This window comes from Microbacterium petrolearium (assembly GCF_054782875.1).
In genome coordinates this window covers 131,178-156,990 of the sequence record NZ_BAAGRQ010000003.1, presented here as the reverse complement: position 1 = coordinate 156,990, position 25,813 = coordinate 131,178, and the positions used below count along the sequence as shown (strand labels likewise).

At 73.8% G+C, this 25,813-nt stretch carries 22 protein-coding genes and 3 pseudogenes; 11 read left to right on the top strand and 14 right to left on the bottom strand.

The features are described 5' to 3' along the window. Positions 1–142: 142 nt before the first annotated feature. The 5 genes from ACYVJ0_RS04085 to hemE all read right to left on the bottom strand — a co-directional run bounded on the left by ACYVJ0_RS04085 (position 143) and on the right by hemE (position 3,889). Entirely contained in the window at positions 143–418 is a 276-nt protein-coding gene (locus ACYVJ0_RS04085; RefSeq protein WP_460816155.1) for a hypothetical protein, read from the bottom strand. Further along, entirely contained in the window at positions 408–833 is a 426-nt protein-coding gene (locus ACYVJ0_RS04080; RefSeq protein ID WP_460816153.1) for a phage holin family protein, read from the bottom strand. Before ACYVJ0_RS04080 ends, ACYVJ0_RS04085 begins: the two co-directional genes overlap by 11 nt. Beyond that, positions 833–1,153, bottom strand: a complete 321-nt coding sequence (locus tag ACYVJ0_RS04075; RefSeq protein WP_460816151.1) for a hypothetical protein — start codon at positions 1,151–1,153, stop codon at positions 833–835. Before ACYVJ0_RS04075 ends, ACYVJ0_RS04080 begins: the two co-directional genes overlap by 1 nt. A gap of 106 nt (positions 1,154–1,259) precedes the next feature. Next, on the bottom strand, positions 1,260–2,840 hold the full coding sequence (locus ACYVJ0_RS04070) for a protoporphyrinogen/coproporphyrinogen oxidase (RefSeq protein ID WP_460816149.1): 1,581 nt from the start codon (positions 2,838–2,840) through the stop codon (positions 1,260–1,262). Next, the gene (hemE, locus tag ACYVJ0_RS04065) at positions 2,837–3,889 is read right to left on the bottom strand and encodes a uroporphyrinogen decarboxylase (protein WP_460816147.1); all 1,053 of its coding nucleotides are present in this window, start codon (positions 3,887–3,889) and stop codon (positions 2,837–2,839) included. The genes ACYVJ0_RS04070 and hemE overlap by 4 nt, the downstream gene beginning before the upstream one ends. 134 nt (positions 3,890–4,023) lie before the next feature. Between hemE and ACYVJ0_RS04060 the strand changes: the two genes are divergently transcribed. The 5 genes from ACYVJ0_RS04060 to ACYVJ0_RS04040 all read left to right on the top strand — a co-directional run bounded on the left by ACYVJ0_RS04060 (position 4,024) and on the right by ACYVJ0_RS04040 (position 8,613). Next, entirely contained in the window at positions 4,024–5,307 is a 1,284-nt protein-coding gene (locus ACYVJ0_RS04060) for a glutamyl-tRNA reductase (protein ID WP_460816145.1), read from the top strand. A gap of 40 nt (positions 5,308–5,347) precedes the next feature. Beyond that, entirely contained in the window at positions 5,348–6,544 is a 1,197-nt protein-coding gene (locus ACYVJ0_RS04055; RefSeq protein ID WP_460816144.1) for an aminotransferase class I/II-fold pyridoxal phosphate-dependent enzyme, read from the top strand. A 98-nt stretch (positions 6,545–6,642) separates the two neighbouring features. After that, complete coding sequence (locus ACYVJ0_RS04050) at positions 6,643–7,230, top strand: HhH-GPD-type base excision DNA repair protein (RefSeq protein WP_460816143.1); 588 nt, start codon at positions 6,643–6,645, stop codon at positions 7,228–7,230. Positions 7,231–7,361: 131 nt separating this feature from the next. After that, on the top strand, positions 7,362–7,982 hold the full coding sequence (locus tag ACYVJ0_RS04045; RefSeq protein ID WP_460816142.1) for a sigma-70 RNA polymerase sigma factor region 4 domain-containing protein: 621 nt from the start codon (positions 7,362–7,364) through the stop codon (positions 7,980–7,982). A 52-nt stretch (positions 7,983–8,034) separates the two neighbouring features. Further along, on the top strand, positions 8,035–8,613 hold the full coding sequence (locus ACYVJ0_RS04040; protein ID WP_460816141.1) for a hypothetical protein: 579 nt from the start codon (positions 8,035–8,037) through the stop codon (positions 8,611–8,613). A gap of 16 nt (positions 8,614–8,629) precedes the next feature. On the opposite strand, the gene ACYVJ0_RS04035 is transcribed toward ACYVJ0_RS04040, so the two are convergent. The 3 genes from ACYVJ0_RS04035 to ACYVJ0_RS04025 all read right to left on the bottom strand — a co-directional run bounded on the left by ACYVJ0_RS04035 (position 8,630) and on the right by ACYVJ0_RS04025 (position 11,559). Next, entirely contained in the window at positions 8,630–9,283 is a 654-nt protein-coding gene (locus ACYVJ0_RS04035; RefSeq protein ID WP_449852896.1) for a GntR family transcriptional regulator, read from the bottom strand. Positions 9,284–9,365: 82 nt separating this feature from the next. Then, positions 9,366–10,751, bottom strand: a complete 1,386-nt coding sequence (locus ACYVJ0_RS04030; protein WP_460816140.1) for a glycine--tRNA ligase — start codon at positions 10,749–10,751, stop codon at positions 9,366–9,368. 82 nt (positions 10,752–10,833) lie between these two features. Further along, complete coding sequence (locus ACYVJ0_RS04025; RefSeq protein ID WP_460816139.1) at positions 10,834–11,559, bottom strand: YdeI/OmpD-associated family protein; 726 nt, start codon at positions 11,557–11,559, stop codon at positions 10,834–10,836. A gap of 170 nt (positions 11,560–11,729) precedes the next feature. Here ACYVJ0_RS04025 and ACYVJ0_RS04020 point away from each other — a divergent pair. Together ACYVJ0_RS04020 and ACYVJ0_RS04015 are read left to right on the top strand one after the other, a co-directional pair. Continuing rightward, positions 11,730–11,879 (top strand): annotated as a pseudogene (locus tag ACYVJ0_RS04020) (MFS transporter); the annotation flags it as partial. A gap of 79 nt (positions 11,880–11,958) precedes the next feature. Continuing rightward, positions 11,959–13,095, top strand: coding sequence for an MFS transporter (locus ACYVJ0_RS04015; RefSeq protein ID WP_460816137.1), 1,137 nt, complete (start codon positions 11,959–11,961; stop codon positions 13,093–13,095). Between the two features lie 25 nt (positions 13,096–13,120). Here the strand turns inward: ACYVJ0_RS04015 and ACYVJ0_RS04010 are convergent. Next, positions 13,121–14,023: pseudogene (locus ACYVJ0_RS04010) on the bottom strand (sugar phosphate isomerase/epimerase family protein); the annotation flags it as partial. Positions 14,024–14,122: 99 nt separating this feature from the next. Here ACYVJ0_RS04010 and ACYVJ0_RS04005 point away from each other — a divergent pair. Next, positions 14,123–14,389 (top strand): annotated as a pseudogene (locus tag ACYVJ0_RS04005) (ROK family protein); the annotation flags it as partial. A 59-nt stretch (positions 14,390–14,448) separates the two neighbouring features. Here ACYVJ0_RS04005 and aceB read toward each other — a convergent pair. After that, on the bottom strand, positions 14,449–16,101 hold the full coding sequence (aceB, locus tag ACYVJ0_RS04000; protein ID WP_449852904.1) for a malate synthase A: 1,653 nt from the start codon (positions 16,099–16,101) through the stop codon (positions 14,449–14,451). 52 nt (positions 16,102–16,153) lie between these two features. Further along, a complete protein-coding gene (aceA, locus tag ACYVJ0_RS03995) occupies positions 16,154–17,449 on the bottom strand; it encodes an isocitrate lyase (RefSeq protein WP_449852905.1) in 1,296 nt (431 codons plus the stop codon). Positions 17,450–17,585: 136 nt separating this feature from the next. Between aceA and ACYVJ0_RS03990 the strand changes: the two genes are divergently transcribed. Beyond that, positions 17,586–19,031 (top strand): helix-turn-helix domain-containing protein, encoded by a 1,446-nt coding sequence (locus ACYVJ0_RS03990; protein ID WP_460816136.1) that lies wholly within the window; start codon positions 17,586–17,588, stop codon positions 19,029–19,031. A 146-nt stretch (positions 19,032–19,177) separates the two neighbouring features. Here the strand turns inward: ACYVJ0_RS03990 and ACYVJ0_RS03985 are convergent, their stop codons facing one another. Genes ACYVJ0_RS03985 through ACYVJ0_RS03975 form a run of 3 tightly spaced genes read right to left on the bottom strand, consistent with a single transcriptional unit; the run spans position 19,178 to position 21,504 of the window. Then, positions 19,178–19,858 carry a GNAT family N-acetyltransferase gene (locus tag ACYVJ0_RS03985; protein WP_449852907.1) on the bottom strand — a complete coding sequence of 227 codons (681 nt, stop codon included), beginning with the start codon at positions 19,856–19,858 and terminating at the stop codon, positions 19,178–19,180. A 49-nt stretch (positions 19,859–19,907) separates the two neighbouring features. Further along, on the bottom strand, positions 19,908–20,516 hold the full coding sequence (locus tag ACYVJ0_RS03980; protein ID WP_460816134.1) for a hypothetical protein: 609 nt from the start codon (positions 20,514–20,516) through the stop codon (positions 19,908–19,910). 22 nt (positions 20,517–20,538) lie between these two features. Beyond that, the gene (locus ACYVJ0_RS03975; RefSeq protein ID WP_460816133.1) at positions 20,539–21,504 is read right to left on the bottom strand and encodes a LysR family transcriptional regulator; all 966 of its coding nucleotides are present in this window, start codon (positions 21,502–21,504) and stop codon (positions 20,539–20,541) included. Positions 21,505–21,600: 96 nt separating this feature from the next. On the opposite strand from ACYVJ0_RS03975, the gene ACYVJ0_RS03970 reads away from it, so the two are divergent. Further along, positions 21,601–25,074: a bifunctional proline dehydrogenase/L-glutamate gamma-semialdehyde dehydrogenase gene (locus ACYVJ0_RS03970; RefSeq protein ID WP_460816131.1), complete on the top strand. Its 3,474-nt coding sequence runs from the start codon at positions 21,601–21,603 to the stop codon at positions 25,072–25,074. 124 nt (positions 25,075–25,198) lie between these two features. Continuing rightward, entirely contained in the window at positions 25,199–25,798 is a 600-nt protein-coding gene (locus ACYVJ0_RS03965) for a Pr6Pr family membrane protein (RefSeq protein WP_449852911.1), read from the top strand. Positions 25,799–25,813 lie beyond the last annotated feature (15 nt).

Genomic DNA, 25,813 nt, shown 5'->3' with positions numbered 1-25,813 from the left:
CCGCACCGCCGGTGCCCGGGGACCGATTTGTCTGAACCGGCACACATCACGCGTCGGGCGCGGGATGTTCTGCACAAGTCCCGGACGATTCCAGACGAACTCGGAAGATCCGGACGCTCGCGACGGCGGCCCGCCGCGGGTGTCAGCCGCGCTTGCTCAGCAGCGTGACGAGGCCCCACACGGCCGCGCCGACCGCCGCGGCGATGGCGACGGCGCCCGCGGCGGCGAGACCGGGCTCGCGGCGGGCGAACGCCTTCGCCTCCGCGACCTTGCGCTCGGTGGCCTCCGCGGCGCGCGCCGGCACGTTGGCCTTGTGCTCGATGGCGGCGAGCGCCGCCCTGAGCTCGGCCCTGGCGCGCTCGACCTCGTCGGTGATGCCGCTCGGGACGACGGTCTTGGGCAGCTCGTCAGAACTCATCGGCGAACTCCTTCACGATGCGCGCGTCGGTCTTGACGGCCTTGCCCGGCCCCTCGAGCCTCTGGATCTTGCGGACGTGCCCGAAGTAAGCCCACGCGCCGGCGACGGCGGCGAGGACGATGCCGATCGCGACGACGATGAGCGCCGCGACCCACAGGGGCATCCACAGGTCCAGCAGGATCACGAAGAATGCGAGGAACGCCGGAATCGTCCAGAACAGGAAGAAGAGGGCGATGATCCCGAAGACGGCGGTGAGCCCGCCGTGCTTGGCGAGCTGCCCGACGTAGCCCTTGGCGGCCCGGATCTCGGCCTTCACGAGGTCGGAGACGAGCCCCGGCACGTCGCCGATCAGCGTCAGCAGTCCGTCATCCGCCCGATCGCGGACGGGCGAGGGACGCGAGGTGCGCGGGGACATCAGTGGTCCGCGGCCTTCTTCACGTCGTCGACCGTGTCCTTCGCCTCGTCGATGACGGCGTCGAGCTTCTGCCCGGGCGTGCCGGTGTTCGAGGCGATGGTCTTCACGACGCCGACGAGCCCGCCCCACGCCGCGGCCGGCACCTTCATGGCGCCCGAGGCGGCGAGGTCCTTGACCCGGCCCACCTGCTCCTGCACGGGCTCGAGGTTCCACACCTTGGCGGCCTGCGTCTTGATCTGCTCGTACCGCTTGCGACCGGCGCGGGTGCCGAGCACGTAGCCCACACCGAGCCCGATCACGAGTCCCACCTTGCCCCTCATGGGGTCTCCTCACGTCGTCGGAGTGCGTCGGCTCCCACGATAACCCGCTTGTGTTTCGGATGCATTCCGCTTGCGGAATCCGTTGGCGCGCGGTAGAACATGCGCCTCAGCCGAACAGCGCCGCGCGACGGAGGCGCTCGGCCTCGCCGATCGCGTCGGGCACGACCTGCGCCAGCCCCGTGCCCGAGAGCCAGGCTCCCGCCGCGCCGAGCCCCGGCACGGCCTCGATCGCGGCGCGGGCCGCGCGTGCGTCGTCGCGGCGCCCGATGGTGGCGGCCGGCTGCGACTGCGAGAAGCGCTCGAGCGCGAACCCGCGCACGCGATCGGCGGGCAGCGGCACGCCGAGCAGCGCCGACGCCTGCTCGCGCGCGAGCTCGGCGGCCTCGTCTGCGGAGAGCCCGTCCGTGGCGGGCGCGTCGCCCTGGGCGCCGAACGAGACGCGCACGACGTGCCGGCCGGGGCCGGCCGCCTCGGCGACCCAGCCCCACTTCGCCGTGGCGTGGGTGAGGGCCTTGGCCCGGGAGGATCCGGGCACCGTGAGCACGCCCGTGCCGCGCGGGGCCGCGTCGAGCTCGGGCGCATCGAGCACGAGCGTGGCGACGTGCACGACGGGGCCGGGGCGCGGCGGCTCCACCGCGAGCGCGGCGGCGTGCGGGGCGAGCAGGCGGCGCGCCGCCGGCTCCTCGGTCGCGACGATGACGAGGTCGAACGCGGCGGGTTCCGGGTCGCTCGGGGCGGGGGCTGCGGCCGGCGATTCGGTTGCGGTGGTCGCTTCATCTTCGCGGCCTTCGGCCGCTTCGTTCAGCAACCGGCGGGTGTCGGTGGCGTCGCTCGCCGGCTCCGCGTCGTCCTCCGGCGCGACGACGATCCAGCGCTCGTCCTCGCGCTCCAGCGCGGTGACGGGGGTGCCGGTGCGGATCTGCACGCCGAGCTCGACGAGCCGCGCCGCGAGGGCGTCGACGAGCGTGCCCATGCCGCCGCGCAGGCCCTGCACCGCCGATCCGGGGGCGCCCGCCTTGGCGCGGCGCTCGCGCTGCAGCAGGTCGACGGCGCCGAGCAGCGACCCCGTCTTCGTCAGCGCGCCGTTCAGCCCGGGGGCCGCGCCATCCGGATCGATGTCGTCCGGGTGCGCCGAGTACACGCCGTGCGTGACCGGCGCGACGAGCCGATCCCGCACCCGCTCGCCCAGCCGCGTGCGCACGAGGTGGCCCAGGCTCCGGTCCCGGCCGATCGTGAGCAGCGGCCGCACGCGGTCGAGGTACGCCCGCCACGCGCCGCCCCACCCGATGACGCGGCGCACGTCGTCGGCGAACGGGTTGGCCGGGATGCCCAGGATCCCGCCGGCCGGCAGCGGGGCCGCGGCGCCACCGGGCAGACCGGCGACCCACGCGCCGCCCGCGCCCGTGCCGGGCTCGACCACGAGGTCGCCCAGCCCGAGCTCGTCGACGAGCGCGCGCACGTGGCCGCCGCGCGTGGCGAAGCTCTCGGCGCCCAGGTCGAGCCGGAGGCCGTCGACCTCGCCCGAGCGCACGGCGCCGCCGAGGCGGCCCTCGGCCTCGTAGAGCGTGACGCCCATGCCGACCTTGGCGAACTCGAGCGCGGCGACGAGGCCGCCGATGCCGCCGCCGATCACGGCGACGCGGGTCTCGACGGCGCGCTCGTGCAGGCGCTCGAGCTCCTCGCTCACTTCGATCCGCTCCCGTCCGCCGCGGCCTCGGCGTGCACGAGCTCGACGATCCGGGTCAGCACGTCGGGGTCGGTCTCGGGCGGCACGCCGTGGCCGAGGTTGACGACGTGCGCGCGGGCCGCGCGACCCCGGCGCAGCGCGTCGCGCACGTGCGCCTCGAGCACGGGCCACGGGGCGCCGAGCAGCGCCGGGTCGATGTTGCCCTGCAGCGTCGTGTCGGATCCGACGATCGCCGCGGCCTCGTCGAGCGGCAGGCGCCAGTCGACGCCCACGGCGTCGGCGACGCCGTCGAGGGGCATGTCGGCGAGGAACGGGCCCGTGCCCACGCCGAAGTGGATCACCGGCACGGGCAGGTCGGCGACCGCCGCCTTGGAGTGCGGCGCGACGAAGGCGCGGAAGGCGGCAGGCGACAGCGATCCGGCCCACGAGTCGAACAGCTGCACGGCCGCGACGCCCGCCTCGATCTGCGCGCCGAGGAACGCGCGCGAGACGCGCGAGAGCCAGCCGGCCAGGCGGTGCCAGGCCTCGGGATCGGCGTGCATCATGGCCCGCGCGCGCAGGTGCTCCTTGGAGGGGCCGCCCTCGACGAGGTAGGCCGCGAGCGTGAAGGGGGCGCCGGCGAAGCCGATGAGGGGCGTCTGCCCGAGCTCGGCGGTGGTCAGGCGCACGGCCTCGCGGATCGGATCGGCGGCCGCGGCGACCTCCTCGGGATCGATCGACGTCACGCGGGCCACGTCGTCCGCCGTGCGCACGGGCGCGGCGAAGACGGGTCCGCGGCCGGGCTCGATCTCGACCTCGATGCCCGCCAGCCGCAGCGGCACGACGATGTCGCTGAAGAAGATGCCCGCGTCGACCCCGTGCCGGCGCACCGGCTGCAGCGTGATCTCGGCCGCCAGCTCGGGCGTGAGGCACGCGTCGAGCATGCGCGTGCCCACGCGCAGCTCGCGGTACTCCGGCAGCGAGCGACCGGCCTGCCGCATGAACCAGACGGGGGCGGTGGCGGGGCGGTCGCCGTGCAGCGCGCGCACGAGCGCGGACGTGGAGGTCATGCGTCCATTCTTCCCATCGCCCGCCGTGGGATCCCTGTGTCGGTGCACGGCGATCCTGCGGAGCGCCCGCGGTAAGGGCACCCTAATCATGAATCATTCAGGAATAGCTTCGACGGGCTGTAGAATCGGTTCTCGTGCTGCTGTGCGTCACCGCGAGTCACAAGACCGCCCCGTTCGATCTGCTCGAACGGCTCTCGACGCACGCCACGGCGGTCGCGCCGCTCATCGCCGGGCGCGAGCGCGTGCAGGGTGCCGTCGTGCTCTCCACGTGCAACCGCGTCGAGGCCTACGTCGAGGTGCCCGAGGGTGCCGAGACGCACGGCGTCGAGGCGGCGCTCGATGCTCTGCACGCCGCGACGGGCGTGGGCCCGAGCGAGCTCGAGGGCGCGTACGAGGTGAAGGCGGGCGGCCGCGTGGCCGAGCACCTGTTCTCGGTGGCCTCCGGCCTCGAGTCGGTCGTCGTCGGCGAGGGAGAGATCGCGGGCCAGGTGCGCCGCGCGCTCGACGACGCCCGCGCGTTCGCGGCGACCTCCCCCGAGCTCGAGCGCCTGTTCCAGCGCGCCACCGAGACGCAGAAGGGCATCAAGAACGCCACCGCCCTCGGCCGCGCCGGGCGCTCGCTCGTGCGCCTCGCGCTCGAGCTGGCCGACAGCCGGATCGCCGACTGGACCGGCCTGCGCACGCTGCTCGTGGGCACGGGCGCCTACGCCGCCGCCACGCTCGCGGCGCTGCGCGACCACGGCGTCACCGACATCACGGTGCACTCCCCCTCCGGGCGCGGCGCCCGCTTCGCCGCCAAGCACGACATCGCCTTCGTGGAGACCGACGGATTCGCCGAGGCCGCCGCCTCCGCCGATCTCGTCATCACGTGCACCTCGAACGAGGAGCCGGTCGTCACGCCCGAGCTGCTGCACCGCGGCGGCTACCGCGACCGCGGCTTCGTGATCGACCTGGGCCTGCCCCGCAACGTGGCGCCCGAGGTGGGCGAGCTCGAGGGCATGACGCTGCTCGACCTCGAGACGATCCGCCTGCACGCGCCGCTCGAGGAGCTGCGCGCCCACGACGACGCCCGCCGCATGGTGCACGACGCCGCCGCCAAGTTCCACCTCGTCGGCCGCGAGCAGAGCGCCGCGCCCGCGATCGTGGCCCTGCGCGAGCGGGTCTTCGAGGTGCTCGACGCCGAGATCGACCGCGCCAAGGGCCGCGGCGACGACGAGCGCGTCGAGCAGGCGCTGCGCCACATGGTCGGCCGCCTGCTGCACACCCCCACCTCGCGCGCCCGCGAGCTGGCCGCGCAGGGCCGCGCCGACGACGTCTTCGACGCGCTCGAGACGCTCTTCGGCATCGACGCCCGGCCGGCCACGCGGCCGGAGAGCGACGCCGCGTCGTGCCCGTTCCGCGGCGAGGCCTCGGCCTGAGCCTCGACCGGGAGATCGCGACCCCTGCGAGACTGACGGGATGACGTCCTCCCGCCGATCCGAGGTCCCGCCGTTCGAGGTGATGCGCATCCTCGACCGCGTCGCCGAGCTGCGCGCCGCGGGGCGCGATGTCGTGTCGCTGTGCGCGGGCGAGCCCTCCGGCGGCGCCCCGGCCGCCGTGCACGAGCGCGCGATCCGCGTGCACGAGGCCCGCGATCCGCTCGGCTACACGCCGGCGCTCGGCACCCTGGAGCTGCGCGAGGCGCTCGCGGGCCACTACGCCCGCTCGTACGGGATCGAGCCGGATCCTGCGAGCGTGGCGGTGACGACCGGATCGTCCGGCGCCTTCCTGCTCGCCTTCCTGTCGGCGTTCGAGCACGGCGACCGCGTGGCGCTCGCCCGACCCGGCTACCCGGCGTACCGGAACATCCTGCGCTCGCTCGGCTGCGAGGTGGTCGAGCTCGCCTGCGGCCCCGAGGCGCGCTTCCAGCCGACGCCCGCGCTGCTCGACGCCGCCGTGGCCGACGGCGGCCCGATCGCCGGGCTCGTCGTCGCCTCGCCCGCAAACCCGACCGGCACGATGATCGGGCGCGCCGAGCTCGACGCCCTCGCGCAGTGGTGCCGCGACAACGGCGCGCGGCTCGTGAGCGACGAGATCTACCACGGCATCGCCTACCCGGCGGATCCGTCGGCGCCCGGCGCGTTCGGCACGAGCGCCTGGGAGCTGGATCGGTCGTCTATCGTCGCCTCGTCGTTCTCGAAGTACTGGGGCATGACCGGCTTCCGGCTGGGCTGGATGCTCGTGCCCGACGACCTGCGCGGCGCGGTCGACGCGCTCGCCGGCAACCTCGTCCTGTGCCCGCCCGCGCCGGCGCAGCTGGCCGCGCTCGGCGCCTTCGAGGAGCGGTCGTACGCCGAGGCGGCGCGCCGCGTCGAGGAGTTCGCCGCCTCGCGCGCGCTGCTGCTCGGCCGGCTGCCGGAGCTCGGCTGGGGCACGGTGGCGCCCGCCGACGGCGCCTTCTACGTCTACGCCGACATCGCGCCGCGGCTCGGCCCCTTCCCCGATTCGTCCGCGTGGTGCGCCGCGCTGCTCGAGGACGAGGGCGTCGCGGTCGTGCCGGGCGCCGACTTCGACGCCGTCGGCGGCCGCACCTCCGTCCGCCTCTCGCTGGCGGCCGGCCCCGCCGCGGTCTCCGAGGCCCTCACCCGCATCCTCCGCTTCCAGTCACGCCCCTGACCGGCACCTCCCTCGGCGAGACAGCAGCGCCGCGCCGAGACAGCGTGCACACGACACGGTCTCGGCGCGCAGATGCTGTCTCGCGGGAGAATGGGGGCATGGACCTGCACATCACCGGCGATGCCGATGCCGACGCCCTGCTGACCGAGAACCCGTTGGCGCTGCTCATCGGCATGCTGCTGGACCAGCAGGTCGCGATGGAGACCGCGTTCGCCGGGCCCGAGAAGATCCGGCGGCGGATCGGATCCGTCGACGCCGGCACGATCGCCGGCTACGACCCCGACGCCTTCGCCGAGGCGTTCGCGCAGTCGCCGGCCGTGCATCGCTTCCCCGGCTCGATGGCCGGGCGCGTGCAGGCGCTGTGCCGGGCGCTCGTCGACGACTGGGGCGGCGATGCCGCCGAGCTGTGGACGCGAGACGATCCCGACGGGCCGACCGTGCTCAAGCGACTCAAGGCGCTTCCCGGCTTCGGAGACCAGAAGGCGAGGATCTTCCTCGCCCTGCTGGGAAAGCAGTACGGCTTCACGGGCGCGGGCTGGCGAGAGGCGTCGGATCCCTACGGCGAGGAGGGATCCTTCCGCTCGGTCGCCGACATCACCGGGCCCGAATCCCTCACGAAGGTGCGCGAGCACAAGAAGGCCGTGAAGGCCGCGGCGAAACAGGGCGATGCGCCACGAGGGCAATAGGACGGCTCGCCGCAGCGGCGCACACGCCGCTCGCACCGTCCGGATACCTTGAGCTTGGGGCCGCAAGTGCTCATACTTGAGCCCATGAGTTCACGTCGGACGCCCGGCTCGCCCACCGCGAGGAGCCGCGCATGTTCGTGATCACCGCGGATCAGCGCCGCAGCCAGGACGGGCCCGACCTCGTGCCCGACGCGCTCGGCATCGTCACCCGGGTCGGCGGCGACTCCCTCGCGCTCGCGCCGGAGCGGACGGCCGGGGACGAGATCCAGGCGCTCCTCTCGGACGCCGACCGCACCCTCGACGTGGTCCTCGCACTGTGCCGCACCGGCGAATGGCGGGTCGGCGTGGGTGTGGGGGAGGTCGGCAGCGCGCCGACGGGCGAGGTGCGCGCCGCGCGCGGCCCCGCCTTCGTGCGCGCGCGCGACGCGGTGGAGCGGGCGAGGCGCTCGGCCACGCGCGTGGCCGTCTCGGGCGCGGACGACCCGGACGACGCGGCGGAGCGGCCGACCGGTGCACGGGATGTCGAGGCCCTGCTGCGACTGCTCGTCGAGCTGCGCGATCGGCGCACCGACGAGGGCTGGGAGGTCCATGACCTTCTCGCCGAAGGCCTCAGTCAGCGCGAGATCGCCGGCCGGCTCGGGATCACCGAGAGCGCGGTGAGCCGGCGGGCCGGCGCCGCGGCACTGCGCACCGAGGAGGCCGCCGTGCCCGCACTCGCCCGGCTGCTGGCGCGGCTCGACGCGGGGGAGTGACCCGCCGCGGCCCGGCCCGCCCGCGTCGGAGCCACGTGGCACACTGAGCCGCATGGCCCTGCTCGACCTGTACGACGTCGTGATCGGCGCGATCCTCGTGATCGCGATGGCGGCGACGCTCGTGCTCGTCCTCGTGCGCCGGCGGCGCCCGGCGTCGGGGCCGCTGCTCGCCGCCGCGATCCTCGTCGTGCTCTCGCTCATCACCGTCGCGATCGTGCCGCTCGCCGTGCCCGTGCCGCTCACCGCCGCGCTCGCGCTGCTGGCCACGGCGGTCGCGGTCCTCGGCGGCGATCCCGTCGCCCGGCGCGTGCTGGCGTTCGCCTCGGACGACGGCGTGCGCGAGGGCCCGCACGGCGGCATCCTGCTGCGGCCGCCCGCAGGAAGCGCGCAGGGCGCACCCGAGGTGATGCGCGGCGGCGTGACGATCGGGTACCTGGAGCGCACGGCCTCGGCGCTCGCCCTGATCGTCGGCTACCCCGAGGCGATCGCGGTGGTCGTGGCGATCAAGGGCATCGCGCGCTTCACCGAGCTCGGCTCACCGGAGGCGCGCGAGCGCTTCATCATCGGCACGCTCGCCAGCCTGAGCTGGGCCTGCCTCACGGCGGCGACGGTGCGCCTCGTGATCGCCTGAGCGGACGCGCGGCTGCTCAGGCGGGAGGGAAGACGGCGACGCCGTACCGCCGGCGGATGATCAGCTCGGCGCGGTCGCCGTCACGGTCGATCACGGCGCCGATCAGCTGCTGGTGCAGTTCGCGCACCTCGGGCGGCACCGCGGTCGGCAGGGTGCTGCTGTGCCGCATCACCCACCGCAGGGTGTGGAAGACGTCGCCGCGCAGCGCGATCAGGGCGTTGCCGCAGCAGGCGACGAAGTGCGCGGTGACGGCCGCGCCGGCCTCGATGAAGGCCTCGGCGTCGTCGACCTGCGCGCTCGCCTCCTCGAGCAGCTGGAGGGCGGTGGCGCGCTGCGCGTCGGTCATGCGCAGCACCGCCATGCGGGTCACCGCGCCGTAGAGGTACCCCGCGTGCTCCATCGTGTCGCGGATGCGCTCGGGGGTGATCTGCGCGACGCGTGTGTAGCGGCTCGCGGCCATCTCGACGAGGCCGGCGCGCTCCAGGCGCTGGATCGCCTCGCGCACGGGCATGCGCGAGACGCCGAGACGCTCGGCGAGCTGCTGGTCTCGCAGCGCCTCACCGGGGGCGAACTCCCCGCGCACGATCGCCTGGGCGAGGCGATCGAACACCATGTCGGACAGGCGGGGGGCGGACGAGAGCGCGATGGGCGCGACGGAATCGACGGGCATGAACAGTCCAGGGAGGGATTGGAGATCGGGCTCGCGGTGCCTTCGGGTCGGCGCCGCGCGCGCTGATCATACTCCCCGGTGGTTACGCGCCGGTAAGCCTTTCGGCAAGAAAGTCGCGCAGGCGCTCCAGCGGAACCCGCTCCTGCGCCATCGTGTCGCGGTCGCGCACCGTCACGGCGCGGTCGTCGAGCGAGTCGAAGTCGATCGTGACGCACAGCGGCGTGCCGATCTCGTCCTGCCGGCGGTAGCGCCGGCCGATCGCACCGGCGTCGTCGAAGTCGACGTTCCACGTGCCGCGCAGGTCGTCCGCCACCTCGCGCGCCAGCGGCGAGAGGCGCTCGTTGCGGCTGAGCGGCAGCACGGCCACCTTGACGGGCGCGAGGCGCGGGTCGAGCTTGAGCACCGTGCGCACGTCGGTGCCGCCCTTCGCGTTCGGCACCTCCTCCTCGGCGTAGGCGTCGATGAGGAAGGCCATCATCGAGCGGGTCAGCCCGAAGGACGGCTCGATCACGTAGGGCACGTACTTCTCACCCGAGGCCTGATCGAAGAACGACAGGTTCGCGCCGGAGTGCTCGATGTGGTTCGACAGGTCGAAGTCCGTGCGGTTGGCCACGCCCATCAGCTCGCCCCAGCCCTTGCCGGGGAAGCCGAAGTCGTACTCCACGTCGATCGTGCGGTCGGAGTAGTGCGCGCGCTCCCCGTCGGGGATGTCGAGCTTGCGCATGTGCGACGGGTCGATGCCGAGGTCGACGAACCAGTCCCAGCACGCGTCCACCCAGTGCTCGAACCACTCGGCGGCCTCGGCCGGCGGCACGAAGTACTCGATCTCCATCTGCTCGAACTCGCGAGTGCGGAAGATGAAGTTGCCCGGCGTGATCTCGTTGCGGAATGCCTTGCCCACCTGCCCCACGCCGAACGGCGGCTTCTTGCGCGCGGCGGTGACGACGTTGGCGAAGTTCACGAAGATGCCCTGCGCCGTCTCCGGGCGCAGGTAGTACAGGCCCGACTCGTCGTCGACGACGCCGAGGTAGGTCTTCACGAGGCCCGAGAACGAGCGCGGCTCGGTCCACTGGCCGCGCGTGCCGCAGTCGGGGCAGACGATGTCGCCCATGCCGTTCTCCGGCGCGCGGCCCTTCTTCTGCTCGTACGCCTCGATGAGGTGATCCTCGCGGTGGCGCTTGTGGCACTGCAGGCACTCGACGAGCGGATCGGTGAACGTGGCGACGTGCCCCGACGCCTCCCACACCTTCGTCGGCAGGATGATCGACGAGTCGAGGCCGACCATGTCGCCGCGGCCGCGCACGAAGGTCTGCCACCACTGGCGGCGGATGTTCTCCTTGAGCTCCGTGCCGAGGGGGCCGTAGTCCCAAGCCGAGCGCGAGCCGCCGTAGATCTCTCCCGCCTGGAAGACGAACCCGCGGTGGCGGGCGAGGCTGATCACCTTGTCGAGGCGGGACTGTTCGGCCACGGTGGCTCCAATGGTCGGGGAGGGCGAGTCGGACGCGCCCGCCGCGGGGCGGCGCGGAGCGGCACGAAGCCGCACGTCGATTCTAGTCTCGGCCGCCCGAGGCCTCGGCGCCGTCCGATGCGGCCGCCGCGGCGGCCGCCGCGGCACGCGGCAGCCACGCCGGAGGGCGTCCCGGGCGCTGCGGGGGCACGAGCCGCCCCGCCTCGCTGTCGGCCACGAGCTGGCGGGCGCGCCGCTCGCGCGTGGCCTCCTGCGCGGCCGACATGATCCAGTGCCGCACGGCCTTGCGGTAGCCGGGCGCCGCCTCGGCGAGGAACGCCGTCGTGGCGGGAGAGGCCTCGACGATCGCCCGCAGGCGCGGGTCGAGCTCGGCCTCGGCGTTCTCGTGCGAGTAGACGCCGCTGCGGGCGGGAGCGCGGCGCTCGAAGGCCGCCAGGCCCGCCGGATGCATCCGCCCCTCCGCCATCAGGCGCTCGACGTGCGCGATGTTGACCTTCGACCAGATGCTGCGCGGCTTGCGCGGCGTCCACCGCTGCCGCCGCCGGTCGTCGTCGATCGGCTGCGAGACGGAATCGATCCAGCCGAAGCACAGCGCCTCGAGCACGGCGTCGGCCCACGTGAGACCGCGATCCGGCACGTGCGCGCGCCGCACCTCCATCCACAGCTCCGGCGCGGTGTCGTGGTGCCGCTCGAGCCAGGCGCGGAACTCCGCGGCGTCGCGGAAGAACACCGCGGGCCGCTCCGGGCTGCCACCGGGAGTCCCGGGACCAGGATCCGCGACCCCGGGATCTGCGCGCTTCTCGGACACGCCCTCAGCCTGCCACGGCCCTCCGACATCCCCGCCCGGCGCCGGTGTCCCTGGCCGCGGCTAGGGTGAAGGATGTGGCGGAACGGGACGAGAGACGGCGGCTCTCCCGCACCACACCCCGGTGGCTCACGGTCTTCGCGCTCGCGTTCACGGGACTCGTCTCGGCCTACATGTTCACGCTCGTCGTGCCGATCCAGTCCGAGCTGCCGCACCTGCTCGACGCCCCGCGCCCCGACACGGCCTGGGTCGTCACGATCACGCTGCTCGTCGCGGCGTGCGCGACGCCGATCTCGGGCCGCCTCGGCGACATGTACGGCAAGCGGCGGATCGTCCTCATCCTCATCAGCTTCCTCATCGCCGGTTCCGTCGTCGCCGCGCTCGCACCCGGGCATCGTCGGCGTGATCGTCGGCCGCGGCCTGCAGGGCGCGGCCACGGGCGTCGTGCCGCTCGGCATCGCGATCATGCGCGACGTGCTGCCGCCGGCGCGGCTCGGCACGGCCGTGGCGCTCATGAGCGCGACGATGGGCGTCGGCGGCTCGGTCGGCATGCCCGTGAGCGCCTGGGTCGTCGAGAACCTGAGCTGGCACGCGCTGTTCTGGATCGCCGGGGGCCTCGGCGTCGTCGCGTACGCGCTCGTGCACCTGTTCGTGCCGCCGAGCGTGCTGCGCGCACCCGGGCGGTTCGACGTCGCCGGCGTGATCGGGCTCACGGCGGGCCTGAGCGGCATCCTGCTGGCCGTCTCGCGCGGGCCGGACTGGGGCTGGACCTCGCCCGCCACGCTGCTGTGCGGCATCGGCGGCGTCGCGGTGCTGCTCGTGTGGGGCTGGTATCAGCTGCGCACGCGCGAGCCGCTGCTGGACCTGCGCGTCGCGGCGCGCCCTTCGGTGCTGTTCACGAACCTCGCCGCGATCTGCATGGGGTTCGCGCTGTTCGGGTCGAACGTCACGCTGCCGCAGATGCTCGAACTGCCGCCCGAGACGGGGTCGGGCTTCGGCCTGGGCGTGTTCGAGACCGCGCTCGTCGTCATGCCGTCGGGCCTGCTCATGATGCTCATCTCGCCCCTGTCGGGCTGGCTCGAGCGCACGATCGGACCGCGGATCATGCTCTCGGCGGGCGTCGGCTTCGTCGCCCTGTCGTACGTGTACCTGCTGCTGTGGTCCGACAGCGTGTGGCACCTGTTCACGGCCAACCTCATCGTCGGCGTGGGCATCGGCCTCAGCTTCGCCGCGATGCCGATGCTCATCATGCGCTCGGTCCCCGCCGACGAGACCGGCGCCTCCAACGGCATCAACGCCCTCGCCCGCTCGCTGGGCACCTCGACGGCGTCGACGGTGATGGCGACCGTGCTCGCCTCGATGGTCGTGCCGCACGAGGGCGTGGCCGTGCCGACCGCCCTCTCATATATGCGCACACGATGGCGCAAGGGCGGAGTTGCAGTGGTCACTTCATCTCCGGCCGCTCCGCGGCCTCCGTTCAGCAACCGGCGCGGTCGCACCCATCGGTTGCTGAACGGAGCGGCGAAGCCGCGGAGATGAAGCGACCACCTGAAGCCGCGCGCGATCAGCGCGTGGAGAAGGCGGAGTCGAAGGCCGCGGCCGACGGCTCGTATGACGACATGCGCCGCACGAACGCCAGCGCCTCGGGCGCGCCGACGAGCCGGTCCATGCCGGCGTCCTCCCACTCGACCGAGAGCGGGCCGGCGTAGCCGATCGCGTTGAGCATGCGGAAGGCGTCCTCCCACGGCACGTCGCCGTGGCCGGTCGAGATGAAGTCCCAGCCGCGGCGCGGGTCCGCCCACGGCAGGTGCGACGACAGCCGGCCGTTGCGCCCGTTGGTCATGCGCTTCTTCGTGTCCTTGCAGTGCACGTGGTAGATCCGGTCCTGGAAGTCCCACAGGAACGCGACGGGGTCGAGGTCCTGCCACACCATGTGGGAGGGGTCCCAGTTGAGTCCGAACGCCTCGCGGTGGCCGATCGCCTCGAGCGCGCGCTTCGTGGTCCAGTAGTCGTAGGCGATCTCGGACGGGTGCACCTCGTGCGCGAAGCGGACGCCCACCTCGTCGAAGACGTCGAGGATCGGGTTCCACCGGTCGGCGAAGTCCCGGTACCCGGCGTCGACCATCTCGTCGGTGGCGGGCGGGAACATCGCCACGTACTTCCAGATGGACGAGCCGGTGAAGCCCGTGACCGTCTTCACGCCGAGCGCGGCGGCCAGGCGCGCGGTGTTCTTCAGCTCCTCGGCGGCGCGCTGCCGCACCCCCTCCGGGTCGCCGTCGCCCCACAGCTCATCCGACACGATGGCGCGGTGGCGCTCGTCGATCGGGTCGTCGCACACCACCTGACCCTTCAGGTGATTCGAGATCGTGAACACCTTCAGGCCGTTGCGCTCGAGGATGCCGAGCCGCCCCTGCACGTAGGCGTCGTCGTCCCAGCGGTTCGGATCGAGGTGGTCGCCCCAGCACGTGCTCGTACCCGAGCATGTGCCCCGTGGGCCACCATCCCTCGAGGTACGGGTGGCCGGGCTCGGTCACGACGATGCGCGTGAAACCCTGCTCGGTCTCGGGTGCTGACGACGGCCGTGAGCCTCATCAACCCCTCGGTCATCGCGATCGGCGGATCGATGTCGCGCGTCGGCGAGCACCTCATCGCCGGGGTGCGCGAGATCGTCTACACCCGCTCCGCCCCGCTGGCCACCGAGCACCTCGCGATCGTGCAGTCGGCCGCCGCCGAGCGGGCCGCCGTGCGCGGCGCCGCGATCCTCGCCGTCGAGCACGCGCTCTCGCCCGAGGGCCTGGCGCACGCCTTCGCCCCCGCCCGCGTCCGCGCGTAGCGGGCGTGCCCGCGTGACGGGCGCCGGCGGGGAGGGGATCCGCCGACGCCCGCCGCCCGTCAGGCCGTCTCGACGAGGTGGCGCGCGTAGGCCCTCGTCGTGAGGAACGGCGTGAAGGTGGGGCTCAGCGCCACGTCGCGGAACACCTCGGCCGCCTCGTCGAAGCGGTCGCCCTCGCGGCGCTCGAGGCCCGCGAGCACGTCGTCCACGACCCCCGCGACGTGCTCGCGCGTGATGAGCGTGCCCTCGGCCGTCGACTGATCCTGGTGGATCCACTGCCAGATCTGCGAGCGCGAGATCTCGGCGGTCGCGGCGTCCTCCATGAGGTTGTTGATCGCCACGGCGCCCTGGCCGCGCAGCCACGCCTCGAGGTAGCGGATGGCCACCTCGACGTTCTCGCGCACGCCGCGATCGGTGATCGGCCGGCCGATGTGCAGCGACAGCAGGTGCCGCTCGCTCACGTGCACGTCGTCGCGCTGCCGGTCGAGCTGGTGCGGCCGGTCACCGAGGACGGCGTCGAACTCGGCCTGCGCCACGGGGATGAGGTCGGGGTGCGCCACCCACGTGCCGTCGAAGCCGTCGGCGGCCTCGCGCCGCTTGTCGGCGGCCACCTTCTGCAGCGCGTTGGCGTTCACCTCGGCGTCGCGCCGGCTGGGGATGAAGGCGCTCATGCCGCCGATCGCGTAGGCGCCGCGCTTGTGGCAGGTCTTCACGAGCAGCTCGGTGTAGGCGCGCATGAAGCCCACCGTCATCGTGACCTCGTTGCGGTCGGGCAGCACGAAGCGCGATCCGCGGCCGCGGTACGTCTTGATGATCGAGAAGATGTAGTCCCAGCGCCCCGCGTTCAGCCCCGCGCAGTGGTCGCGCAGCTCGTACAGGATCTCCTCCATCTGGAACGCCGCCGGCAGCGTCTCGATGAGCACGGTCGCGCGGATCGTGCCGTGCGGGATCGCGAGGAACTGCTCCGTGAAGGTGAACACCTGGTCCCACAGCCGCGCCTCCTCGGCCGATTCGAGCTTGGGCAGGTAGAAGTACGGCCCGCGCCCGCGGGCGATGAGCTCGCGCGCGTTGTGGAACGCGTAGAGCCCGAAGTCGACGAGCGATCCCGACGCGGCCATCGTGCGGCCGTGGCGGTCGGTGAAGTGCAGGTGGTGCTCCTCGAGGTGCCAGCCGCGCGGGCGCATCACGATCGTGGGCGTGCGCTCGGCGGTGACCGCGTAGTGCTTGCCCTCGGGAGAGGTGTGCTCGAGGCGCCCGCGGATCGCGTCGAACAGCGACAGCTGCCCGCCGATGACGTTCGCCCAGGTGGGGCTCGTGGCGTCCTCCTGGTCGGCCAGCCACACCCTGGCGCCCGAGTTGAGCGCGTTGATCGTCATGCGCGGGTCGGTGGGGCCGGTGATCTCGACGCGGCGGTCCTCGAGCCCGGGGCCGGCGCCGGCGACGCGCCAGTCGGGGTTCTCGCGGATGCGGCGCGTGTCCTCGCGGAAGCGCGGGTCGCGACCCAGGCCCACCTCGTAGCCGTGCCGCATGCGGTCGGCCAGGCGGTCGTAGCGCGCGCCGGCGAACAGCTCGTGCAGCTGCGCGAGGAAGGCCAGCGCCTCGGGCGTGAGGATCTCGGCGTAGCGCGGCCGCATCGGGCCGACCACGCGGATCGTGGGGTGGATGGTCTCGTGCGTGCGCTCGGTGCCGGGCGCGGGGGCGATGATCGTCATGATGTCCCTCCAGGGGATCGGTTCGTGCCGTGGGGCGGATGGCTCCGCCGGATCAGTGGAACTGCTCGGCCTCGGTGGAGCCGGCGAGCGCGAGGGTCGACGCGTCGGGGTTGAGGGCGGTCGACACCCGGTCGAAGTAGCCGGTGCCGGCCTCGCGCTGGTGGCGCGTGGCCGTGTAGCCCTGGGCCTCGGCGGCGAACTCGGCGTTCTGCAGCTCGACGTACGCCGTCATGGCGCTCTCGGCGTAGCCGCGCGCGAGCTGGAACATCGAGTGGTTCAGGGCGTGGAAGCCGGCGAGGGTGATGAACTGGAAGCGGTAGCCGAGCTCCGCCAGCTCCGCCTGGAACGACGCGATCTGCCGGTCGTCGAGGGCGGCCGACCAGTTGAAGCTCGGCGAGCAGTTGTAGGCGAGCATCTTGCCGGGGTGCTCGGCGTGCACCGCGGCGGCGAACTCGCGCGCGAGCTCGATGTCGGGCGTGCCCGTCTCGACCCACAGCAGGTCGGCGTACGGCGCGTACGCCAGGCCGCGCGCGATGACCGGGTCGATGCCGTTCCGCACCCGGTAGAACCCCTCGCTCGTGCGCTCGCCCGTGACGAACGGGCGGTCGCGCTCGTCCACGTCGCTCGTGAGCAGATCCGCCGCGAGCGCGTCGGTGCGGGCGATCTGGATCGTCGGCACGCCGGCGACGTCGGCGGCGAGGCGCGCGGCGTTGAGGGTGCGGATGTGCTGGCTCGTGGGCACGAGCACCTTGCCGCCCAGGTGGCCGCACTTCTTCTCGCTGGCCAGCTGGTCCTCCCAGTGGATGCCCGCGGCGCCGGCCTGGATCATGGCGTGCGCGAGCTCGTACGCGTTGAGCGGGCCGCCGAAGCCGGCCTCGGCGTCGGCGACGATCGGCGCCATCCAGTCGCGCGTGACCTCGCCCTCCGCGAACTCGAGCTGGTGCTGGCGCAGCAGCGCGTTGTTGATGCGGCGCACGACCGCGGGCACCGAGTTGGCGGGGTAGAGCGACTGATCCGGGTAGGTCTGCCCGGCGAGGTTCGCGTCGGCGGCCACCTGCCAGCCCGACAGGTAGATGGCCTTGAGGCCGGCGCGCACCTGCTGCACGGCCTGGTTGCCCGTGAGCGCGCCGAGCGCGCGCACGTACTCGTCGCCGCGCAGGTGCCGCCACAGCGTCTCGGCGCCGCGGTGGGCGAGCGTGGCGTCCTCGCGGATCGCGCCGCGCAGGCGGATGACGTCCTCGGCCGTGTACGTGCGCTCGATGCCGCTCCAGCGGGGGTTCGCGTCCCACTCCAGCTGGAGCTCCTCGGCGGTCTGGGTCCGGTCTCCCGGAAGGGCGGTGGTGGTCATGTCGGTCTCCTTCGTCCGTGCGGTGCGGCACCGCGTGAGACCACGATGTGTGAAGATCCACCGCCGCGGAGAGGATTGACCCGCAGAACTATTCCGGTTCTTCTGCCGGGCGGAACTTTGTGGCAGGATCGGCGCCATGGCCCTCGACGACGAGACCGGTGCCGACGCGATCGCGGTCGGCCGCCGCATCCGCGCGCTGCGCACGGAGCGCGGCATCCGCCTGGCCGAGCTGGCCGAGCGCGTGGGGCGCGCGCCCAGCCAGCTGTCGATGATCGAGAACGGCCGGCGCGAGCCCCGGCTGTCGATGCTGCGGGCCATCGCGCAGGCGCTCGACGTGCCCGTCGACGCGCTGCTCGAGCCGGACGAGCTCGACGAGCGCAGCCGCATGGAGGTGGCGCTCGAGCGCGAGCTGCGTTCGACGCGGTTCCGCGCGCTCGGGATCGAGCCGTTCCGCATCCCGAAGGGCATGCCGGACGAGGCCCTGCGGGCGATCCTGCGGCTGGCGGGCGAGATCGACCGGCTGAAGGACGAGCGCCAGGCCACGCCCGAGGAGGCGCGGCGGGCCAACAGCGAGCTGCGGGCCCTCATGCGCTCGCAGGACAACCACTTCCCGCACCTCGAGCGCACGGCGAGCGAGCTGCTCGAGGCGATCGGGCACCCCGGCGGGCCGCTCACGCAGCGCGCGGCGAGCGCAATCGCGGCGCACCTGGGGTTCACGCTGCACTACGTGGCCGACCTGCCCTCATCCACCCGCAGCGTGCTCGACCTCAAGCACCGGCGGCTCTACCTGCCGAACCGGGTCTCGGGCGATCCGCGCGCGCCGATCCTGCAGGCGCTCGCCAGCCGCGTGCTGGGGCACGCGGAGCCGTCGAGCTACGGCGAGTTTCTGCGCCAGCGCGTGGAGCAGAACTACCTTGCCGGCGCCCTGCTCATCCCCGAGGAGGGTGCGGTGGCGGCGCTACGGGAGGCGAAGGAGCGCCGCGCGATCTCGATCGAGGATCTGCGCGACGCGTACTCGGTGTCGTACGAGACCGCCGCCCACCGCTTCAGCAATCTCGCCACGCGCCACCTCGACATCCCCGTGCACTTCCTCAAGGTGCACGAGTCGGGCACCATCACGAAGGCGTACGAGAACGACGACGTCAACTTCCCCGCCGACCGGCTCGGCGCCATCGAGGGGCAGCTGTGCTGCCGGCACTGGACGAGCCGGGTGATCTTCGACGTGGAGGACCACTTCAACCCGTACTACCAGTACACCGACACGGGCAACGGCACGTACTGGTGCACGGCACGCGTGGAGCACTCCAGCCAGGGCGCGCACTCGGTGAGCGTGGGCGTGCGCTTCGACGACACCAAGTGGTTCGCCGGGCGCGACACCCCGAACCGCCGCGTCTCGCGCCACGCGGTCGAGACGTGCTGCCGCCGCCCGCCCGAGGAGCTCGCGGGCCGTTGGCGCGACGGCGCCTGGCCCAACGTCGCCACGCCCCGCACCCTGCTCGCGACCCTCCCCACGGGATCGTTCCCGGGCGTGGACACGACCGACGTGTACGAGTTCCTGGACGCTCACGCGCCCAGGAACTGACGTGCGGTGTCATCTGCGCGCTCCGCGCGCGGCGGCGCTGCCGCGCCGCGGGACGCTCACGCGCCCGCGGACTGACGTGCAGGCGCTCGGACGCTCACGCGCCCAGGAACTGACGTGCAGGCGCTCGGTTCGACGAGGGGTCGGGGTCAGGCGCGGGTGAAGAGGTAGCCGCGCTTGGGGTCGAAGCCGCCGATGGTGAGGCCGCGGGTGGTGAGGACGCCCATCTCGCGGCGCACGCGCATGCGCCACTCGTGCGCCTCGCGCGGGTCCTCCTCGCGCATCCGCTCCACGTCGTCCGGGATCTCGAGGGTCGCCTCGATCCGATCCTCCGCGGGGGTCTGCGCGAAGTCGGCGAGCGCCCACTTCACGTCGAGGCGGTCGCTCTCGTCGCCCGCGTCGCCGCCGCCGAAGATGCCGTACTGGTTCACCGCGTAGCCCGTCACGCGCGCGCCGAGCACCGTGAGGTAGAAATGCGCGTTGCGCGAGATGAGCGGATCGAACGTCCAGGTGATGTTGCCGACCTCGTGCGCGAGGGCCCACTGGCGCTGGTGCTCCTTGAGCTCGCGGCCCCAGCCGCGGCCGCGGAACTCGGGCAGCAGCGCCGTGATGTGCGAGTGCATCGAGCGCGAGGCCGGGGTGCCGAAGAACGCCACCGAGGCGCCCACCATGCGGCCGTCGTCGAAGTAGCCGGTGACGTAGTTGCCCGACTGCTGCAGCGCGCGCATGGTGCCGGCGTCGATCACCCTCTCGGGGCCGCGGATGGCGTCGAAGATGCCCTGCGCCTCCAGGATGAGCTCGACGGTGTCCAGGTCGCGGATCTCACGCATGTGTTCCAGCGTATGCTCTCGCGGGCCGCGCCTCGCGCCGGGGCGGCCGTCAGCGGCGCGACGCGGCCCCGCGCCGGACCGCCTCCGCCCGGCGCTCCCGGCGCACGGCCGCGCGCCGGTCGCGCCGCGCGCGGCGGCGCGCCTCGGCGTCCCAGGCCGGCACGGCGACGACGAGGTACAGCGCGGCAGCGGACAGGATCATCGCACCCCAGCCGCCGAACATGACCGGCGGCTGATCGGCGAACTGCCCGACGCCCGCGGCGATCATGCCCGCGGCGAAGAGCAGCCCCAGCACGCCCGCGCCGCGGCGGATCGCGCGCGCGATCATCCAGCCGGCGGCGGCGATCGGGCCGACGATCGACAGCCCAGCGAGCACGAACGAGACGGTCACGAGCAGGCCGAGGCCCGTCGCGGTCCCGATCGCGATGCCGGCGGCGGCGAGCACGAGGCCCCCGGCGAGCGCGATCGTGAGCCACATCGCGGCGTGACGCGGTGGCGAGACGCGCTGCGGGCGCGCGGCCCGGCGGGCCCGGCGCTCGTCGCGGCGCTGGGCACGGCGCGCGGCGCGCTCGGCGCGGCGGTCGGGACGCGCCGCTCGGTCTTCGCGCGGCGGGACGTCGGTGCGGGAGGACTCCGGAGTCGGCGTGGTACTGCGCATGCGAACACCACAGCAAGCGTCGCTATGACGTCGCTGAAGAGTCCTCGGCGGGCGCGTCCACGAGGGCGCGCGAGAGCGCGGGGGCGTGGTCGTGGCGCAGCTCGGCGAACGCGGTCCGCAGCGCGCCGCGCGCCGCCTGCACGGCGGGCGAGGCGTGGGCCGAGGTGCGCGCCGAGGTGTAGAGCTCGCGGTGCGGCGATCCGGGCAGGTCCACGAGGCGCACGCGGGCGTCGTCCTCGGCGATCGCGAGGTCGGGGATCAGGCCGACGGCGTGCCCGGCCTGGATGAGCCGGCTGTGCGCGAGCAGGTCGGCGGCGGCGTAGCGCACGTCGGGCTCGAAGCCGGCGGCCCGGCACTGCTGCACGGCCCACGCGCGGGCGGCGGTGCCCTCCGGCTCCATCACCCACGCCGCGTCGCGCGCCTCCGCGAGCGAGGCGAGGTGGCTGCCCGGCGCCGCGGCGAGGCGGATCGGATCGGCGCCGAGGAGTTCGCGATCGAGCCCCTCGCGGTGCGGGCGGGTGTGTCCCGGGTACTGCTCGGCGATCGCCAGGTCGTAGCCGCGCGCCTCGACCTCGAACAGCCCGGCCTCGGGCGGCACGACGACGACCTCGACGCGCAGGCCGGGTCGCTCGGCGGCGAGGATCTCGAGCGCGCGCGGCACGAGGGCGCGCGCCGCGGTCTGCAGCGCGGCGATCCGGACCGTCCCGACGCTGGGCGCGAGGGCGTCGAGATCGGCGCGCACTTCCTCCTCGAGGGCGAGCACGCGGGCCGCGTGGGCGGCCACCGCCTCGCCATGGGGCGTGAGCCGAAGACGCCGCCCGTCGGGCTGCAGCAGCGGCACGCCCACCTCGCGCTCCAGCTGCGCGAGCTGCTGCGACACGGTCGACGGGCTGTAGCTCAGGGCGGCCGCGACGGCGGCGATCGTGCCGCGCAGCTGCAGCTCGCGCAGCAGCTGCAGGCGCCGCGTGCTCCAGGCCTCCGTCACCATTCGATGCTATCGAACGGTTCCCTTCGAAACGGGCCGCTTTTGTCGAACTGTCTCGGCCCGCACACTGGTACGCGCCCCACCCGAGAAAGGCCCCGCATGACCATCGACTCGCCCGCCGCCCCGCAGCCCGCCGCCCCCGATCCGTCCGGCATCGACCCCGCGCTGGCGGACGAGGCCATCGCGCTCGTGCGCACCTGGCTCGAGGCGGCCCGCGGCGAGCGCGTCGATGCCGCCGCCCGCAACCTGGCCGGCGTGCTGCGCGATCCGAACGGCCTGGCGTTCACGGTCGGCTTCGTCGACGGCGTCGTGCGCCCCGAGGACACGCGCGTGGCGGCGCGCAACCTCACCCAGCTCGTCCCCCTCATCCCGTCGTTCCTGCCCGCCCCGCTGCGCGGCCTCATCCGCCTGGGCGCGGCGTTCGCGCCGATCCTGCCGGGCGTCGTCGTGCCGGCCAGCCGCGCCGTGCTGCGGCGCATGGTGCGCCACCTCATCGTCGACGCCCGCGACGAGAAGCTGGGCGCCGCCCTCGCGCGCATCCGCGGCGAGGGCACGCGCCTGAACGTGAACCTGCTGGGCGAGGCGATCCTGGGCCGCCGCGAGGCCGAGCGGCGCCTGGCCGGCACGCGCCGGCTGCTCGAGCGCGACGACGTCGACTACGTGTCGATCAAGGTCTCGTCGACCGTCGCGCCGCACAGCCCGTGGGCCTTCGACGAGGCGGTGCGCGACGCGGTCGATGCGCTGCTGCCGCTGTACGAGGTCGCGCGCGAGCGCGGCACCTTCATCAACCTCGACATGGAGGAGTACAAGGACCTCGACCTCACGCTCGCGGTCTTCACCTCGATCCTGTCGCGGCCCGAGTTCCTCGAGCAGGAGGCCGGCATCGTGCTGCAGGCGTACCTGCCCGACGCGCTCGGGGCGATGATCCGCCTGCAGGAGTGGGCCGCCGAGCGCGTCTCGCGCGGCGGCGCGCCCATCAAGGTGCGCGTCGTCAAGGGCGCGAACCTGCCGATGGAGCAGGTCGACGCCGAGACGCACGGCTGGCCGCTGGCCACCTGGCAGAGCAAGCAGCACAGCGACGCGTCGTACAAGGCGGTGCTGGACTACGCGCTCACGGCCGAGCGCGTGCGCAGCGTGCGGATCGGCGTGGCCGGGCACAACCTCTTCGACATCGCGCTCGCGTGGCTGCTGGCCCGCCGCCGCGGCGCCGAGGCGGGCGTGGAGTTCGAGATGCTGCTGGGCATGGCCACCGCGCAGGCGGCCGTCGTGCGCCGCGAGGTGGGCTCGCTGCTGCTGTACACGCCCGTCGTGCACCCCGACGAGTTCGACGTGGCGATCGCGTACCTGATCCGCCGGCTCGAGGAGGGCGCGAGCCCCGAGAACTTCATGTCGGCCGTGTTCGACCTCGACACCGACCCGACGCTGTTCGAGCGCGAGAAGCAGCGCTTCCTCGCCTCGATCGAGCTCATGCCGCGCGAGGTGCCCGCCCCCAACCGCGTGCAGGATCGCCGCGAGCCGCAGCCGGCCGGACCGCGCGACGGCTTCGCGAACACGCCCGACACCGACCCGAGCCTCGCTGCCAACCGCGAGTGGGCGGCCGGCATCCGCTCCCGGATGGAGGGATCGACCCTCGGCGCCGACACGCTCGCGGCGCACGCCGTGACCGACGCCGCCGCGCTCGACGCGATCGTCGAGGGCGCCGCGGCGGCGGGCGCCGCGTGGCGCGAGCTCGGGGCACAGGCCCGCGCCGCGATCCTGCACCGCGCCGGCGACGTGCTCGAGGCCCACCGCGCCGAGCTGCTGGAGGTCATGGGATCGGAGACCGGGAAGGTCATCGAGCAGGGCGACCCCGAGGTCTCGGAGGCGATCGACTTCGCGCACTACTACGCCGAGAGCGCCGAGCGGCTCGCCGACGTCGACGGCGCCGCGTTCGAGCCCGTCGGCCTCACGGTCGTGACCCCGCCGTGGAACTTCCCCGTCGCGATCCCCGCCGGATCCACCCTCGCCGCCCTCGCCGCCGGTTCGCCCGTGATCCTCAAGCCGGCGCCGAACGCCGCCCGCTGCGGCGCCGTGCTGGCCGAGGCGCTGTGGGAGGCCGGCGTGCCGCGCGACGTGCTGCGGCTCGTGCACGTGGACGAGAGCGAGCTGGGCTCGCGCCTCATCGCACACGAGCGGGTCGAGCGCGTCATCCTCACCGGCGCGTACGAGACGGCCGAGCTGTTCCGCTCGCTGCGGCGCGATCTGCCGCTGCTGGCCGAGACGAGCGGCAAGAACGCGGTCATCGTCACGCCGAGCGCCGACCTCGACCTCGCGGCCAAGGACGTGGCCTACTCGGCCTTCGGGCACGCGGGCCAGAAGTGCTCGGCCGCGTCGCTCGTCGTGCTCGTCGGATCCGTCGCGAAGAGCGAGCGGTTCCGGCGCCAGCTGCTCGACGCCGTCGACGGCTACACGGTCGGCATGCCGTGGCAGGCCGAATCGCGCGTGGGCCCCCTCATCGAGCCGGCCTCGGGCAAGCTGCTGCGCGCCCTGACGCAGCTCGAGCCCGGCCAGTCGTGGCTGCGCGAGCCGGAGCGGCTCGACGAGGCCGGCGCGCTGTGGCGGCCCGGCATCCGCGACGGCGTGCGACCGGGCAGCGAGTTCCACCGCACGGAGTACTTCGGCCCGGTGCTCGGGATCATGACGGCCGAGACGCTCGACGAGGCGATCGAGATCGTGAACGCCGTCGAGTACGGCCTCACGTCGGGCCTGCACGCGCTCGACCCCGACGAGATCGCCACGTGGCTGGATCGCGTGGAGGCGGGCAACGCGTACGTCAACCGCGCCACGACCGGCGCGATCGTGCAGCGCCAGCCGTTCGGCGGCTGGAAGAAGTCGGCCATCGGCGCGGGCACGAAGGCCGGCGGCCCGAGCTACCTGTTCGGGCTCGGCACGTGGCGCGACGCGCCCGTGCGCGCGGGCGGGGCCGATCTCGACCCGGCCGCGCGGCGCGCCGTCGCCGCGGTGGCCGAGGCGGACGCGGACTCGGCGCAGGACGCCGCCTGGCTCACCGCCGCGCTGCGCACCGACATCGCGGCCGTGGCCGACGAGTTCGGTCTGGCGCGCGACGTGCAGGGGCTACAGCTGGAGCAGAACGTGCTGCGCTACCTGCCGGTGCCGGTCACGGTGCGCGCCGAGGGCGGCCGCGCCGCCGAGCTCGTGCGCGTCGTCGCGGCCGGCCTGCGCGCCGGATCGCCCGTGGCGGTGAGCGCGGCCGCGGAGCCCCCGGCGGGCGTGCGCGCCTACCTCGCGGCCTCCGGCGTGGAGCTCGCGGTCGAGTCGGGCGAGGCGTGGGCGGCGCGCGCCGCCGCGCTCGCGTCGACGGGCGGCCGCATCCGCCTCATCGGCGGATCGGCGGCGGCGGTGTGCGAGGCGACGGGCGGCGCGCCGAACGTCGCGGTCTACGAAGGCCCCGTCGTGTCGGCCGGACGCGTCGAGCTGCTGCCGTTCCTGCGCGAGCAGGCCGTCTCGATCACGGCGCACCGGTTCGGCAACCCGCGCCGGTACGAGGTCCCGGCCGGCATCGCCGGCGCCTGAGACGGTCCCGGGCGCCGGCGGGACGGCCGCGCGCCCGGGAGCCCCGAGGGGCCGCCCCGTAGACTCGGGCCCGACCGACCCGATCGCCGCGGGAGGGCCTGTGACGGCACGAGCATGGTTCGGGGTGTCGCGCCTCGCGACCGCCGCCGTGTGCGCCGTCGCGCTGCTGCACCGCCTGCTGTGGGGCCTCGGATCGCAGACGATCGCCGGGCAGAACTTCTTCGCCTACCTCACGATCCAGTCGAACATCGCCTTCACGATCGTCGCGGCCGTGGGCGGCGTCGTGGCGCTGCGGCGGCGCGAGGACCCGCGCTGGCTCACCGACGTGCGTACCGTCGTGCTGAGCTGGACGATCACCGCCGGCCTCGTGTTCGCCGTGCTCATGTGGCAGTCGAACCTTCGCGGCATCCCCATGTGGGTGCCGTGGTCCGACTACGTGCTGCACTTCGCCCTGCCGGCGCTGACGGTGCTGGGGTGGATCGTCGGGCCGGGGCGGCAGCGCGCCCGCTGGCGCGTGGTGCCGTGGGTGCTCGCCTTCCCCGTCGTGTGGGGGCTGGCGACGATGTGGCGCGGATCGCGCATCGGCTGGTACCCGTACTACTTCCTCGACCTGCGCCAGGTGAGCGGCTTCGCCGAGTTCGCCGGCACGTGCGCCTTCGCCCTCGCGGTGTTCGCGGGCGTGGCGAGCGGGCTCATCCTGCTCAGCCGGCGCGAGACCGTCTGAGGTCTCCGAGCGAGG